At 74.2% G+C, this 14,334-nt stretch carries 12 protein-coding genes; 8 read left to right on the top strand and 4 right to left on the bottom strand.

Annotation, left to right across the window (positions count from 1 at the left end):
* Positions 1-246 precede the first annotated feature (246 nt).
* On the top strand, positions 247-1,053 hold the full coding sequence (locus tag LLG88_07500) for a hypothetical protein (GenBank protein MCE5246750.1): 807 nt from the start codon (positions 247-249) through the stop codon (positions 1,051-1,053).
* 52 nt (positions 1,054-1,105) lie between these two features.
* Here LLG88_07500 and LLG88_07495 read toward each other — a convergent pair whose 3' ends face one another.
* Complete coding sequence (locus tag LLG88_07495; GenBank protein ID MCE5246749.1) at positions 1,106-3,052, bottom strand: ATP-dependent DNA helicase; 1,947 nt, start codon at positions 3,050-3,052, stop codon at positions 1,106-1,108.
* Positions 3,053-3,245: 193 nt separating this feature from the next.
* Between LLG88_07495 and LLG88_07490 the strand changes: the two genes are divergently transcribed.
* Complete coding sequence (locus LLG88_07490) at positions 3,246-3,776, top strand: DMT family transporter (protein MCE5246748.1); 531 nt, start codon at positions 3,246-3,248, stop codon at positions 3,774-3,776.
* An 81-nt stretch (positions 3,777-3,857) separates the two neighbouring features.
* Here the strand turns inward: LLG88_07490 and LLG88_07485 are convergent, their stop codons facing one another.
* From LLG88_07485 to LLG88_07475, 3 genes are all read right to left on the bottom strand, one after another.
* Positions 3,858-5,123 (bottom strand): serine hydroxymethyltransferase, encoded by a 1,266-nt coding sequence (locus LLG88_07485; protein ID MCE5246747.1) that lies wholly within the window; start codon positions 5,121-5,123, stop codon positions 3,858-3,860.
* A 64-nt stretch (positions 5,124-5,187) separates the two neighbouring features.
* Entirely contained in the window at positions 5,188-5,619 is a 432-nt protein-coding gene (gene rpiB, locus LLG88_07480) for a ribose 5-phosphate isomerase B (protein ID MCE5246746.1), read from the bottom strand.
* On the bottom strand, positions 5,619-6,866 hold the full coding sequence (locus tag LLG88_07475; protein MCE5246745.1) for an HD domain-containing protein: 1,248 nt from the start codon (positions 6,864-6,866) through the stop codon (positions 5,619-5,621). The genes rpiB and LLG88_07475 overlap by 1 nt, the downstream gene beginning before the upstream one ends.
* A 192-nt stretch (positions 6,867-7,058) precedes the next feature.
* Here LLG88_07475 and LLG88_07470 point away from each other — a divergent pair, with 192 nt between their 5' ends.
* The 6 genes from LLG88_07470 to LLG88_07445 form a co-directional block, all read left to right on the top strand.
* Positions 7,059-8,279, top strand: a complete 1,221-nt coding sequence (locus LLG88_07470; GenBank protein ID MCE5246744.1) for an ammonium transporter — start codon at positions 7,059-7,061, stop codon at positions 8,277-8,279.
* A gap of 92 nt (positions 8,280-8,371) precedes the next feature.
* Positions 8,372-10,120: a hypothetical protein gene (locus tag LLG88_07465; protein ID MCE5246743.1), complete on the top strand. Its 1,749-nt coding sequence runs from the start codon at positions 8,372-8,374 to the stop codon at positions 10,118-10,120.
* Positions 10,117-11,415, top strand: coding sequence for a sigma-54 dependent transcriptional regulator (locus LLG88_07460; protein ID MCE5246742.1), 1,299 nt, complete (start codon positions 10,117-10,119; stop codon positions 11,413-11,415). Before LLG88_07465 ends, LLG88_07460 begins: the two co-directional genes overlap by 4 nt.
* A 244-nt stretch (positions 11,416-11,659) precedes the next feature.
* The gene (locus LLG88_07455) at positions 11,660-12,721 is read left to right on the top strand and encodes a hypothetical protein (GenBank protein MCE5246741.1); all 1,062 of its coding nucleotides are present in this window, start codon (positions 11,660-11,662) and stop codon (positions 12,719-12,721) included.
* A gap of 160 nt (positions 12,722-12,881) precedes the next feature.
* On the top strand, positions 12,882-13,952 hold the full coding sequence (locus tag LLG88_07450; GenBank protein ID MCE5246740.1) for a VWA domain-containing protein: 1,071 nt from the start codon (positions 12,882-12,884) through the stop codon (positions 13,950-13,952).
* Positions 13,953-14,152: 200 nt separating this feature from the next.
* The coding region (locus LLG88_07445; GenBank protein ID MCE5246739.1) for a hypothetical protein at positions 14,153-14,334 on the top strand (182 nt) is incomplete at its 3' end.

Genomic DNA, 14,334 nt, shown 5'->3' with positions numbered 1-14,334 from the left:
CCCCCCCCCCCCCCCCCCACGACGCGCCGTCCCCCGAGCACGCGCGGGCCTTTAGACCTCCGACACACGACCGACCAAGCACGCGCGGGCCTTGACGTCCCCCAACGCCAGCGGCCGCCGGAGGCCGTCGTCGTCCGGGAGGAAAGCGGCGCCGGAACCGACGACGCCCCGCCCCCCGAAGTGGGACAATCAAACCGACCGGTCCGCGGCGCCCTCCGCGGCCCGCTCGTTCCGCGGAGGTGTCCCATGCGCGCTCTCCCGCCGCCCCGCCGCGCGCGCGCCGCGCTTCTCGTCCTCCTCGCGCTCGCCGCCCTCCTCCTCGCCGGCGGCGCGGCCTGCTTCGCCGCCCCGTCCGGCGACGCCGCGAAGACGCGGTTCGACGTCGCCCGGGCCGTCGCCGCCTGCCGGCGCGGCGCCGAGCGGATCGCCGCCCGCGACCCCGACGGCGCGGAGCGCGCGTTCCGCGAGGCGCTGCGCTTCGCGCCCGGCTTCCCCGACCCGCTCGTCGGCCTCGGCCACGCCGCCGCCCTGCGCGGCGACGACGCCGCGGCGCTCGCCCGCTACCACGAAGCGAAGGAAGCCTACCTCGCGCTGGCCAAGCGCCAGGACGACGACCGCGCGGCGCAGTTCCACAAGACGCAGATCGCGGCGATCACGACGAAGGACCAGATCCAGCAGCTCAAGGACGCCGCCGGAAAGGTCATCGGCCCGTCGAACGACATCTACATCTCGCACCTCGAGAACGTCGCCGACGACGCCCGCCGGATGGAGAAGCCGGGCCGGCCGCTTCCGACGACGCCGCCCCCGGAGTTCGACTTCTGGATCGGGAACGCCCTCTACCGCCTCGGCCGCGTGGACGAGGCGCGCGCGGCATGGGAGGCGGCGGTCGCGGCGGACGCCGGCTTCGGCGCGGCCCTGAGCAATCTCGCCGCGGCGAACTTGAGGCTCGGCCGCTGCGCGGAAGCGCGAGCGGCGCTGGCCCGCGCCGACGCGGCGAAGGCCAAGGTTCCGGCGCCGCTGCGCCGCGACGTCGCGGCCTGCGCCCCGAAGTAGCGCCGCGGAGCGCGTCCGGCGCGACGCTCCCGCCGCGCGCCGGAGGGCGCCGTCACTCGTCCGCGGCGGGACCGACCTTCTCGTCGAACCAACGGCGCGCGGCGTCGACGTCGTCGAGCAGCGGCCACGGCGGCAGCGAACGCAGGACCGTCTTGCCGTAGAACTTCGTCCGCACCCGCACGTCGAGCAGCGCGAGCAGCCCGCGGTCGGCGCGCGAGCGGATCAGCCGCCCCAGCCCCTGCTTGAGCGCGAGGACCGCCTCCGGCAGCGACTGCTCGCGGAACGGATCGCCGCCGCGCGCGCGCAGCAGCTCGCCGCGCGCCGCGACGACCGGGTCGTCCGGCACCGCGAACGGCAGCTTGTCCACCACGACGAGCGACAGCGCCTCCCCCGGCACGTCGATCCCCTGCCGGAACGACGCCGTGCCGAGCAGCACCGAGCGGACGTCGCGCCGGAACTCGGCGACGAGCCGCTCGCGCGGCGCGTCCCCCTGCACGAGCACCGGCCACGGCAACTGCCCCCGGAACCGCTCCGCCGCCTCCTCGAGCGCGCGGTGCGAGGCGAAGAGGACCAGCGCGCGCCCGCCCGAGATCTTGAGCAGCTCCTCGATCTCCTCGAGCGCCCGTTCCGCGAAGCGCGGATTCGACGGCTCGGGGAACTCGCGCGGCACGTAGAGCGCCGCCTGCCGCCGGTGGTCGAACGGCGACGGGACGATCAGCGTGCGCGCGTCGGGAAGCCCGAGCGTCCGCCGCGCCCGCTCGAGGCTGCCGGCGACGGACAACGTCGCGGAGGTCGCGACGACCCCCTCGAACGAGCCCGCGACCGTCTCTTCCAGAATCCCCGCGACGTCGAGCGGCCAGGAGACGAGCAGCGCGCCGTCCTTCCCCTGCCCCTCGACCGTCACCACCTGGTCGGCGGGAGGCGGCGTCGTCAGCTCGTCCACCACGTTCGCCAAATGGACCGCGCGGCCGGCGAGGAGCGTCCGCTCGTCCTCGCGCTCCTCGTTTCCCTCGCCGAGCGCCGCGGCGAGCCGCGCCAGCGCCTCGCGCAGTTCCTCGGCCGCGTCCGGGCAGCGTTCGAGGAACGCCCCGGCGTCGAAGCGGCCGCGGCCGAAGCGCGGCGCGCGCAGCGCGCGGAAGAACTCCTTCCCCCAGTCGGCCGTCCGCTTCGCGGTCAGCGTCGGGCGTCGCTCGGCGGCGAACTCGCGCTCCGCGTCGCCGGCGAGGTCGGCGATCATCCGCCCGCTCAGCTTCCGCCCGAAGTGGGAGGAGGCCGCGTCCTCGATCAGGTGCGCCTCGTCGAAGACGACGTACGGCGCGTCGGGCAGGATCCCGCCGCCGCCGGAGCGCCGCAGCGCGAGGTCGGCGAAGAGCAGGTGGTGGTTGACGACGACGATCTGCGCCTTCGCCGCCTCCTGCCGCGCGCGGAAGACGAAGCAGCGCTCGAAGCGCGGGCACTTGCGGCCGGTGCAGATCTCCGTGCGGCCGTCGAGGCGGCTCCAGAGCAGGGAGCGGTCGGGCAGGTCCTCGACCTCCGCCCGGTCGCCGGTCTCGGTCCGCGCGGCCCACGCCTCGATCGCCCGCCAGAGCGGCGCGTCGCCCGCGCGGTCGAGCAGCGGCTCGGCCTGCATCTCGTCGAACCGCTTGAGGCAGAGGTAGTTCTCGCGCCCCTTGAGCACGGCCGCGCGCCGTTCGCCGCCGACGACGTCGAAGGCGACCGGCAGCTCGCGGGAGAGGATCTGCTCCTGCAGCGCCTTGGTGCCGGTCGAGACGACGACCGGCGCGTCGGCGAGCAGCGCCGGCGCGAGGTAGGCGAGCGTCTTGCCGGTGCCGGTCCCGGCCTCGACGACCAGCCGTCCCCCCGCGGCGAAAACCTCCGCGACCGCGTCGGCCATCGCGCGCTGCCCGGGCCGGAACTCGAACCCCGGGCGCGCCTTCGACAGCGCTCCCCCCTCGCCGAAAAGCGAGTCCATGTCCGCGCGCTGTCCGCCGTTTTCCATCGGTCCTTTTTCGCACGAACCCCGCCGCGGCGCACCCCCTTCCGCGGCCGCGGCGTCGCCGGAACGGGCGCCGCGCCCTCCGGCGAAGCGGACCCGGCGGGCGTCCGACCCGATTTGCGCGCCGCCGGGAAGCGGCTACGATTCACGATCGACGCGCCGTCGCTCACCCGCGGCGTTCCCCGAGGGAAAAGCTATGCCGATCTTCTTGGCGATCTTGGCCGGGCTCTGCTGGGGCATCGGCGAACTCTGCTCGAAGTACGTCCTCAGCTCGGGCCAGATCGGCCCGATCACCGCGATCACGCTCCGCTCGACGATCGCCCTGCCGATCATGTGGATCGTCTACATCGTCACGGTCTACGTCCGCCAGGACAAGACCGAAGGGGCGCTCGGCAACCTTCAGGGTCCGCAGTGGCTGGCGATGATCCTCGGCTCCGGCCTCCTCGCCGGCGCCCTGGCGATGATCTTCTTCTACATGGGCATGAAGAGCGCGCCGATCTCCGTGATCAAGCCGATCGCCTTCACGCTCGCCCCGGCGGTCGCCGTCGTTCTCGGCTGGCTGATCCTCCACGAGGAGATGACGCTGCGGAAGGGCTGCGCCGTCGGCCTGATCGTCCTCGGCGTGCTCCTGCTGACCGGCGGCGCCCACAAGGCCCCGGCCCAGAACGCGAATCCCGCGCCGGCCGCCCCGGCGGCCCCGACGCAGAGCGAGGCGACGCGAAGCTGACGCCTCCGCTCCCCGGAAATCAAAAGCGGGCGGCGCGTCGCGCCGCCCGCTCTCTTTTTGCCCTGCCCGAAGGCGGGAGGCTCAGTCCTCCGGCCCCTCGGCGCGGCGCGCCGCGTAGAGCGGGAAGGCGTCGCACAGCTCGAGGACGTTCTTCTTCACCTTGTCCAGCGTCGCCTGGTCGGCGCGGTTCCGGAGCGCCTCGGCGATCAGCCGCGCGACCTGCTTCATCTCCGGCTCCTTCATCCCGCGCGTCGTCAGCGCCGGGGTGCCGAGCCGCAGGCCGGAGGCGACCATCGGCGGGTTCGGATCCCACGGGATCGTGTTCTTGTTCGTCGTGATGTTCACCGAGTCGAGCAGGATCTGGGCGTCCTTCCCCGTCACCCCCTCGCGGAACACGTCGACGAGGAACATGTGGTTGTCGGTGCCGCCGGTCACGACGCGGAACCCCTGCTCCGCCATCTCGGCCGCCAGGACCTTGGCGTTGGCCATGATCTGCCGGGCGTAGTCCTTGAAGGACGGCTGCATCGCCTCGTGGAACGCCACCGCCTTGGCGGCGATGATGTGCTCGAGCGGCCCGCCCTGCAGGCCCGGGAAGACGACCGTCTGCAGTTCCTTGAACCACTTGTCCTTGCAGAGGATCATCCCGCCGCGCGGCCCGCGCAGCGTCTTGTGGGTCGTCGTCGTGACGAAGTCGAACTGCGGCACCGGCGACGGGTGCAGCCCGGCGGCGATCAGCCCGGCGGGGTGCGCGATGTCGGCCATCGTCACCGCGCCGACTTCGTCCGCGATCCGCTTGATCCGGTCCCAGTCCCAGAAGCGCGAGTAGGCCGACGCGCCGGAGACGATCAGCTTCGGCCGGTGTTCCTTGGCCAGCCGCTCCATCTCTTCGTAGTCGATCCGCTCGTCCTCGCGGCGCACGCCGTAGGGGATGAACTTGTAGAGCTTGCCGGAGATGTTGAGCGGGTGGCCGTGGGTCAGGTGGCCGCCGTGCGCGAGGTCGAGGCCGAGGACGGTGTCGCCCGGCTGGAGCACGGTGAAGTAGACGCCCTGATTGGCCTGCGAGCCGCTGTGCGGCTGCACGTTGGCCCGTTCCGCGCCGAAGAGCTGCTTCGCGCGGTCGCGGGCGAGCTGCTCGATGGCGTCCACGTTCTCGCAGCCGCCGTAGTAGCGCTTCTTCGGGTACCCCTCGGCGTACTTGTTCGTGCAGACGGAGCCGGCCGCTTCGAGCACGGCCTCGCTGACGAAGTTCTCCGAGGCGATCAACTCCAGATGGGTGTGCTGCCGGACGGCTTCGTTGCGCACCAGCGCGGCGATGTCCGGATCGGTCTTCCAAAGCGCACGAGTCATTGTCGGGATCTCCTGCGCGCGCCTGGGAGGTGGGGTCCCGGCGCGCCGCGCAAGCAGGAAGGAACTAAGCCTGGTCGATCTTAGCCACTCGGCGGGCGTGGCGCCCGCCTTCGAAGGACACGGAGAGGAAACGGTCGAGGATCGCCTCGGCCAGCCCGACGCCCGTCACGCGGGCGCCGAGGCAGAGAACGTTGGCGTCGTTGTGGCGCCGGGCCATCTCCGCGTCGTACTCGCTGGTGCAGCGGGCGGCGCGGACGCCGGGGACGCGGTTGGCGACGATCGAGACGCCGATCCCCGAGCCGCAGACGAGCAGGCCGAGGTCCGCCCCGCCGGCGGCGATCACGTCGGCCACCGCCCGCGCGGGGTCGGGGTAGTCGCAGCTCTCGGTGCCGTAGGCGCCGAGGTCCTCGACGGCGTGGCCGGCGGCGGCGAGCCGCTCGGCGAGCTGCTGCTTGAGCAGGTAACCCGCGTGGTCCGATCCGAGGACGAGGCGCATCAGTCGTCGCTCCCGGCGGGGACGAGGGCGTCCCACGCCTCGCGTGCGTAGCGGTCGGTCATCCCGGCGATGTGGTCCGCGATCAGGCGCGCGAACTCCGGTCGTCCATGGTACCGCCCGGCGATCTCCGCGTCTTGCTCGTTCCGCGGGACGTCCCGCAGGAACGGGCGCGCGAGCGCCTCCCGGGCGCGGAAGAGCACGGCGTCGTCGAGCAGGCGCGGATCGCGGTGGTACCTCTCGGCGAGCCCCTCGACGAGCCGCTCGGCCCGCGCGTCGGCGCGCCGCACGGCGGGACGGCCGACGACGCGGGCCGCGATCAATTCCCGCAGCGCCGCCGTCAGTTCGGCCCCCTTCCCGCCGGGACCGACGACCGCCTTCCCCGGCTCGACGCGCCCCGCCTCCTCCGCCCGCGCGAGGCGGCGCCGCGAGGCGACCAGGATGTCCCCGGCCGCGGCGTGGACGAGCGCGCGGTGGAGCGCCGCGATCCGGCGGAAGCGGCCGCGCGGCCACGCGCCGGCCTTCTCCAGACGGGCCGCGAGGGCCGCGACGGCCGGCAAGCGCAGCGCCTCGCGCAGGTCGAGGATCTCCTCCCCCAGCGCGTCCTCGAGGTCGTGGATCGGCGTGACGGCGGCGACCGCCGCCCGCACCGCCTGCCCCTCCAGCGGCGAGCCTTCGCCGGCGCGCAGCCCCGCGGGGTCGATCCCCGGCGGCGGCGCGGCGTCGTCCCGCTCGAGCTTGAGCAGCCCCTCGCGCGCGTCGTCGGTCAGGTTGAGCCCCGGATGGTCGTAGCGGATCTCGAGCCGGTCCACGACGACGAGCGCCTGCGCGCGCGGGTCGAACGTCCCCGCCGCCTCGCCGCCCCGCCGCGCGAGGAACCGCTGCAGCGCGCGCCCGCCGGCCGGGCCGAAGGGAGGCTGGCCGAGGTCGTGGGCCAGCGCGATCACCTCCGCCAGGTCCTCGTCGAGGCCGAGGTGGCGGGCGAGGCCGCGGGCGAAGCCGGCGACCTCCAGCGTGTGCGTGAGGCGGGTCCGGACCAGCCGCGCGCCGTCGAGCGGGAGGAGCTGGCTCTTCTCGCCGAGGCGGCGGAAGGCGCGGGCGTGGAGGATCCGGTCGCGGTCGCGCTCGAACGGACCGCGCCAGCCGAAGCTCCGGCCGCGGTCCTCGGTGGGGTGGCGGCGGGCGGCGCGGGCGGGATCGCGGGCGAGCGGGGAGCGCCGCGGGGGCGCGTCGAGGGAACCGGTGGTCACGGCGGGATTGTAGCAGCGGCGCGGGACGGATCCCGCGTCCCGTCTTCGGGACGAACGGCGGCCGGGGACGGCGCGGCGATTGCGGAGAAATTCCCGGCGGGCAGAGGCAATTGGCCCCGGAAAGTGATACTCTTTGCCCCGCCTGCCGGGTATATATTCCCCACTCCCCGCGGGCGCGACAGGGAGGACGCGATGCAGGGGTTCGACACTGGCAACACGGCGTTCATGATCCTGGCGGCCAGCTTGGTCATGCTGATGACGCCCGGCCTGGCCTTCTTCTACGGCGGACTGGTCGGCCGCAAGAACGTGCTGTCGATCATGATCCAGAGCTTCGTCTCGATGGGCGTGACGACGGTCCTCTGGTTCGTCTGCGGCTACTCGCTCTGCTTCTCCGGCGACGTCGGCGGCGTGATCGGAGACCTGCACAACGCGTTCTTCATGAACATGTCGCCGACGATGGCCTACTCCGGCTCGACGACGATCCCGCTGTTCGTCTTCTGCACCTACCAGATGATGTTCGCGATCATCACGCCGGCGCTGATCACCGGCGCCTTCACCAACCGGATCCGCTTCGCCGCCTACAACGTCTTCCTCGTCCTCTGGCTGCTCTTCGTCTACTTCCCGTTCGTCCACATGGTCTGGGGCGGCGGCCTGCTCTACAAGTTCGGCGTGCGCGACTTCGCCGGCGGCATCGTCGTCCACGCCATCGCCGGCTTCGCCGCGCTGGCCTCGGTGATCTTCGTCGGCAAGCGCTCGGCGGAGGACAAGGGCCCGCACAGCATTCCGCTCGTCGCCCTCGGCACGGGGCTGCTCTGGTTCGGCTGGTACGGCTTCAACGCCGGCAGCCAGCTCAAGGTGGACGGCATCACCGGCCTCGCCTTCATCAACACCGACACCGCCGCGTCGTTCGCCGCCGTGATGTGGCTGATCATGGCCTGGATCTTCGAGAAGAAGCCGAAGTTCCTCGGCCTGCTGACCGGCGCGGTCGCCGGCCTCGCCACCGTCACCCCCTGCGCGGGGTACGTCTCGACCCCCGCGGCCGCGCTGATCGGCACCGTCTCGGGCGTCGTCTGCTACGGCGCGATCTGGTTCAAGAACAACCGCGAGTGGGACGACGCGCTCGACGTCTGGGGCGTCCACGGGATGGGCGGCGTCCTCGGCACGATCCTGCTCGGCGTCTTCGGCTCGAAGGCGCTCAACCCCGACCTCGGCATGGACGGCCTGCTCAACGGCGGCGGCCTCGCCCTCCTCGGCGTCCAGACCGCGGCGGTCGTCGGCGCGTCGATCTACGCCTTCGGCTTCACCTACGGCATGCTCTGGGTGATCGAGCGCTTCATGCCGGTCCGCGTGACCCCCAAGGAGCAGGAAGTCGGTCTCGACAGCTCCCTGCTCGGCGAACAGGCCTACATCTGACGCCGAGCCGGCCCCCTGATTGCGGAGGAGCGCCCCACGGGGCGCTCCTCTTTCTTTGCTCCCGGCAATTCGCGGGGCATAATTCCCCATCCATGCACGGCTTCGAGCGCACCCCCGCGGAGCACCGCGCCCTCGTGACCGGCCTTCTTCTGGCCGCCGGTCAGGGCGCGCCGCTGGCCGAGTTCCTCGCCGAGGCGACGCGCCTGCTCGAGGACGCCTCGGGCGCGGCCGCGGTCGTGATCCGGCTCGAGGCGGTCGGTCCCGGCGGGCCGCGGCGCGCGATCCGCGAGGCCTCCGGGCGCTTCCGCCTCGACGCCGAACGCTCGCTCGGCACGCTCGACGGCGGCGACGACGCGCCGCAGGTCCGGCTCCCCAAGGCGATCCTCGCCCGCGCGCTCTCCGCGCCCGCCGGCAACACGACCCCCTCCGGCGGCTACTGGACCCCCGACGCGCGCCGCGCCGCGCCCCCCGTGGCCGAAGGCGCGCCGATCGACGTCGCGGCGTGGGCCGAGAAAGGCGGCTTCCGCTCCCTCGCCGTCCTGCCCCTCGTCGCCGACGGCCGCGCGACCGGCCTGCTGCAGTTCCTCGGCGACGCGCCCGGCCTCTTCGACGCGGAGGACGTCCTCTTCTTCGAGGACGCCGCGACCGCCCTCAGCGTCGCCGTCGCGCACCACCGCGCGCAGTGGGCGCTCCGCGAGCGCGTGAAGGAGCTGACCTGCCTCTACGGCCTCTCGCGCCTCACCGCCGACGCCGAGCGGCCGCCGGAGCAGCTGCTGGCCGACGCGGTCCGCCTGCTCCCCCCGGGCTGGCAGTATCCCGACGAGTGCGCGGCGCGGATCGCGATCGACGACGCGCGCCACACGACCGAGGGGTTCGAGCGGGGGCGCGCGGCGCAGCGGGCCGACATCGTCTGCGCCGGGCGGCGCCGCGGCGCGATCGAGGTCGTCTACACCGCGGACAAGCCGGAGCTCGACGAAGGGCCGTTCCTCGCCGAGGAGCGCAGCCTGATCGACGGCATCGCCGCGCAGATCGGCCTGGCGATCGAGCAGCGCGACGCGCGCGAGCAGAAGACGCGGCTCGAGGAGCAGCTCCGCCACGCCGACCGCCTCGCCACGATCGGCCAGCTCGCCGCCGGCGCGGCGCACGAGCTGAACGAGCCGCTCTTGGCGATCCTCGGCTTCGCCCAGTTGGCGCGCGAGGCGGAGGGCCTTTCGCCGGAGACGGCCGGCGACCTCGACCGGATCATCAAGGCGACGCTCCACGCGCGCGAGGTGATCCGCAAGCTGCTGCTGTTCGGCCGGCGGACGCCGACCCGCCGCGCCCCCTGCGCGCTCAACGAGATCGTCGAGGACGCGCTCGGCTTCCTCGAGTCGCGGGCCGCGCTGCAGGGGGTGCAGGTCGCGCGGGCGCTCGACCCGTCCTCGCCGACCTGCGTCGCCGACGCCGACCAGCTGCGCCAGGCGCTGGTCAACCTGATCGTCAACGCGCTGCAGGAGATGCCGGCCGGCGGCCGGCTCGAGCTGCGCACCTTCTCCGTCGCGGAGGTTCCCGCGGACGCGATCGGCGCCGCCGACTGGCCGGCGGGCGCGCCGGGGATCGGCTTCTCCGTCGCCGACACCGGCGCCGGCATGGCGCCCGAAGTCCTGCGGCAGATCTTCAATCCCTTCTTCACCACGAAGGACGTCGGCCAAGGCACGGGCCTCGGCCTGTCGGTCGTTCACGGCATCGTCGCCGCCCACCGAGGGGCGGTTCGCGTGGAGAGCGCCCCGGGCCAAGGGGCGCGCTTCGAAGTCCTGCTGCCGGTCGCCTGCCCGGCGGGCGGAAGAGAGGAAACGGCATGAGCGAGCAGATCGGCAAGGGGCACGTCGCGTTGGTCGTGGACGACGCGGCGGACACGGTGGAAGTGCTGCGCCGCAACCTGCAGAAGGCGGGGTTCACGGTCCACGCCGCGGGCAGCGTCGCCGAGGCGACGCGGCTGCTCGCCGAGCGCCCGGTGGACATCGTCGTCACCGACCTCAAGATGCCGGGCGCCTCGGGGCTCGACCTCGTCCGCCACGTCCGCGAGAACTGCAAGGGGACCGAGGTCCTGATGGTCACCGGCTACCCCTCGGTGGAGAGCGCGGTGCAGGCGCTCAAGCTCGGCGCCGACGACTACCTCTCCAAGCCGTTCACCGCCGCGGAGCTGCTGCAGGCGGTCGGCCGCACGATGGAAAAGCTGCGCGCCCGCCGCGCGCTCGACGAGGGCGCCGCGCCCGCCGGGGCGATGGGACTCGTCGGCGCGGGGCCGGCGATGCGCGCCGCGCTGCGCGCCGCGCGCGCCGCCGCCGAGTCGGCGGAGCCGGCGCTGGTGATCGGCGAGGACGGCGCCGGCCGCTGCGCCTTCGCCCGCGCGATCCACGCCGCGGGGCCGCTGGCCGACGGTCCGTTCGTCCGGATCTCGGCGGCCGCGGCCGACGGGGAGCGGATCGAGCGCGAGCTGTTCGGGCGCGAGGCGCCGTTCGGCGGCCTCTTCCGCGCCGCCTCGGGCGGGACGCTCTACGTCGCCGAGATCGGCGCCCTGCCCCGCCCGACGCAGGGGCGGCTGCTGCGGCTGCTCGACGAAGGCGGCGCGCCGCGGCTCGTCGCCGGCGACGTGCCGGAGCTCGAGTCGCTGGCCCTGCGCGGCGTCTTCGAGCCGCAGCTCTTCGCGCGCCTCGCCGGGCGCCGCATCGCCGTTCCGCCGCTGCGCGAGCGCGCGGAGGACGTGCCGGCCCTCTGCCGCCTCTTCGCCGCACGCTGGGCGCGCCGCGCGGGGCTGGCCGAGCCGACCTTCGCCGACCGCGCGGTCGAGGCGCTGCGCGGCTACGACTGGCCGGGCAACGTCGCCGAGCTCGACCGGATCGTGCGGGCGCTCGTCGTCGCGACGAGCGGGCGCACCGTGGACGCCCCCGACCTGCCGCCGGCCCTGCGCCGCGCGGCGCTGCGCCGCGCCTCGCCCGACCGCCCGCTGGCCGAGATCGAGGTCGAGTACATCCGCGAGGTGCTGGCCGCCGTGCAGGGGAACCGCACGCGGGCGGCGGAGATCCTCGGCATCGACCGCAAGACGCTGCGCGAGAAGCTGCGCCGCGACGAGCAGGCGCTGGCCGATCAGGAGTAGACGCCTCGGACGGGCGGCGCGGCGCTGCACGGCACGTGCGGCACGGCGCGGCACGGACGGCGCGGCGCGGTACGGGCGGCGCCGTTCGTGCGCGCCGCGGCGCGGGCGGCGCCGTTCGTGCGCGCCGCCCGCCCGTTGACCGCGGTTTCCTCGCCGTTCGCGCAGGTCTGCTCTAGTCTCGCTCGATGGGCGCGCGGCGCGCCGCGCCGCGGCGTCGCCCGTTCCCGCGCAGGAGAGACGACGAGTGCCCGATCGCCGCATCGCCCTCGCCCTCGCGGCGGCCGTTTTCGCGCTTTCCGCCGCCGCCTTCGCCGCTCAGGAACCGCCCCGGCCGTCCGGCCTCGTCGAGGAGATCGACGTCGCCCGTCTCTTGGTCGAGGCGCGGGTCTTCGACGCCCGCGGCGAGGTCGTCCGCGGGCTCAAGGCGCGCGATTTCGTCGTCCGCGTGGACGGCCGGCCGGCCGAGATCCTCGACGCCGACTGGACCGACGGCGCGGCGCCGTTCGAGCCGCTCGCCGTCGGCGTCGCCGACAAGGGACAGAACGCGGCCGACGCGCTCGGCCCGCGGGCGGGGCGGCTGGTCGTCCTCTTCTTCCAACGCCGGATCAACATCACGCGCGAGGCGGGACTGATGCGCCTCGCCCACCTCGCCCAGCGCTACGTGGACGGCCTCGCGCCGACCGACCGCGTCGCGGTCGTCGTCTACGACTCGCGCCTCAGCCTGCTCGAGGACTTCACCTCGGACCACGCGCGGGTCAAGAAGACGATCCACGACGCGGTGCTGCCGTTCGAGCGGCGCGCGGCCGGCCCCGGCGGCCCCGAGCCGTCGCTGGCCGCCCACTGGGACGAAGAACGCGCCGCCCAAGCCGGCACCTGCGAGGCCGGCCTGCTCGCCGTCGCGCGGGGGCTCGAGGAGATCGGCGGCCCCAAGACGCTGCTCTTCTTCGGCTGGGGGCTCGGCCGGTACACGGCGAACGGGACGATCGACCAGCCGGAGTTCGCCGACGCGCGGCGCACGCTCGTCGCCGCGCACGCCGCGGTCTCGGTCGTCGACTACCGCGAGGCGGAGACGCACTCCCTCGAAGCGCCGATGCGCGCCCTCGCCTCGGAGACGGGCGGCGCCTACGTCAAGACCGACATCTCCACCGACAAGGCGCTCGAGCGGGCGTTCGCGACGGCGTCCGGCCATTACCTGCTGACGCTGCGCAAGCCGCCCCTCGGCCCGGGCGTGCACCGGATCGAGGCCGAGCTGACGGCGCCGAAGGGGCGGACCGTCTACACGCGAGGGTACTACCGCAGCGAATGAGCGGTCCCGGCGCGGGCAGCGCCCGGCCGGCGCTGCTGGGCGCCGCCGCGGGCGCATGCGAAGATTGCCTGCGCGCTCATCGCCTCCATGCCCCGTCGAAGCGGCGTCCGTCGGCCACACCCGCGGGGCGGACGACGAGCGAGGGAACGGCGAGGACTTCATGATTCGCTTCGTCAGGACTCTCCTCGCCCTCCTGCCGCCGCTGCTCGCGGCGGCGGGAGGGTTTTCCGCCGCGCAGGAAACGCGCGATTCCGGGCTGGTCGAGAAGGTCGAGGTCGCCCGGCTGCTGGTCGAGGCCCGCGTCCTCGACGCGCAGGGCCGGGCGGTCGAAGGGCTCGGTCCGGCGGACTTCCGGGTCTTCGTGGACGGCGAGCCGGCCGACCTGATCTCCGCGGAATGGACGACCGGCGCGCTCGAAGAAGGCGAGGCCCTCGCCGCGCGCGTCGTCGAGCCGGCCAAGCCCGGCGCTCCCGTGGCCGCGCCCGCGCCGGCGGCGGGACGCCTGATCGTCCTCTTCTTCCAGCGCCGGATCAGCATCGCCCGCGACGCGGGGCCGCTGCGGATGACCCACTACGCCGCGCGGTTCGTCGAGCAGCTCGAGCCGAACGACCTCGTGGCCCTCGTCTCGCACGACTCGCGCCTCAACGTCCACTTCGACTTCACGAAGGACCACGCGGCGATCGCGCGGGAGCTGCGCGAACGGATCCTCTCCTTCGACCGCCCGCCCGACTTCCCCGCGCCGCAGGCCGAGCCGTCGCTCGCCGCGCATCTCGACGCGCGCGCCGCGGCGGAGTCGGCGACCCCCGAGGCCGCGCTGGAGGCGCTGGCCAAGGGGCTCGCCGGGGTGCCCGGCTCGAAGACGATGGTCTTCCTCGGCTGGGGGCTCGGCCGCCAGACCGCGGACGGCGTGACGACGAACGGCGAGTTCACCGCCGCGCGCCGCGCGCTGATCCGCTCCCGCACGACGGTCACCGCGCTCGACATCACCGACACCGACTGGCAGTCGCTCGAAGCGCCGATGCGCTCGATGGCCGCCGACACCGGCGGGGCGTTCGCCAAGACGAACGACTTCCCGCTGGCGGCCGTGCGGCGCGCGGCGGCGACGATCTCCGGCCACTACCTGCTGCAGATCAGGAAGCCCGCGCGCCCGCGCGGGAGCCACTCGCTCGAGGTCGCGCTCGTCAAGCCGCGCGGCCGCACCGTCCTGACCCGCGGCTTCTACGAAGACTGACGCACGGTGAAGCCGAGCCTGTTGCGCGCGCCGCGGGCGGCCGGCGGCGGGCCGCTGTCCGGACGGTGTCCGGACGTTCCGTCCGCCGGCGGACGGGATTGGCGCTAGCGGCCTCCGCCCCCCCGCGGCCAACCCGCGCACCCGCCGGACGTTGCGCGCCATCCCGCCCCGCGGCCCGGTTCTTGCGTCATCCGTCCGGCGTGAAACGCCCCGAGACCGTCCCCTGCACCTTCTTCGACGGGCCCCGGCCCGCCGATCCGGCCTGGACGCCGCCTTACTGCCCGTGGGACCCCTGCCCCTCCTGGCGCGGCCGGCCCTTCCGCTGGCGGCGCCACGGCTCCTTCCGCACCCTCGCCGCGCCCGAGCCCGTCCGCCGCTTCCG

The sequence above is a fragment of the bacterium genome (assembly GCA_021372775.1).
Lineage (GTDB): Bacteria > Acidobacteriota > Polarisedimenticolia > J045 > J045 > JAJFTU01.
Note: the sequence above shows the minus strand (reverse complement) of the source record. Positions and strands in the feature narration are given on the sequence as shown.

Bases quoted from the DNA above. Each gene is read 5' to 3' on its own strand.
- LLG88_07500 (MCE5246750.1), top strand. From the start codon at position 247: ATGCGCGCTCTCCCGCCGCCCCGCCGCGCGCGCGCCGCGCTTCTCGTC.
- LLG88_07495 (MCE5246749.1), bottom strand. From the start codon at position 3,052: ATGGAAAACGGCGGACAGCGCGCGGACATGGACTCGCTTTTCGGCGAG.
- LLG88_07490 (MCE5246748.1), top strand. From the start codon at position 3,246: ATGCCGATCTTCTTGGCGATCTTGGCCGGGCTCTGCTGGGGCATCGGC.
- LLG88_07485 (MCE5246747.1), bottom strand. From the start codon at position 5,123: ATGACTCGTGCGCTTTGGAAGACCGATCCGGACATCGCCGCGCTGGTG.
- rpiB (MCE5246746.1), bottom strand. From the start codon at position 5,619: ATGCGCCTCGTCCTCGGATCGGACCACGCGGGTTACCTGCTCAAGCAG.
- LLG88_07470 (MCE5246744.1), top strand. From the start codon at position 7,059: ATGCAGGGGTTCGACACTGGCAACACGGCGTTCATGATCCTGGCGGCC.
- LLG88_07465 (MCE5246743.1), top strand. From the start codon at position 8,372: ATGCACGGCTTCGAGCGCACCCCCGCGGAGCACCGCGCCCTCGTGACC.
- LLG88_07460 (MCE5246742.1), top strand. From the start codon at position 10,117: ATGAGCGAGCAGATCGGCAAGGGGCACGTCGCGTTGGTCGTGGACGAC.
- LLG88_07450 (MCE5246740.1), top strand. From the start codon at position 12,882: ATGATTCGCTTCGTCAGGACTCTCCTCGCCCTCCTGCCGCCGCTGCTC.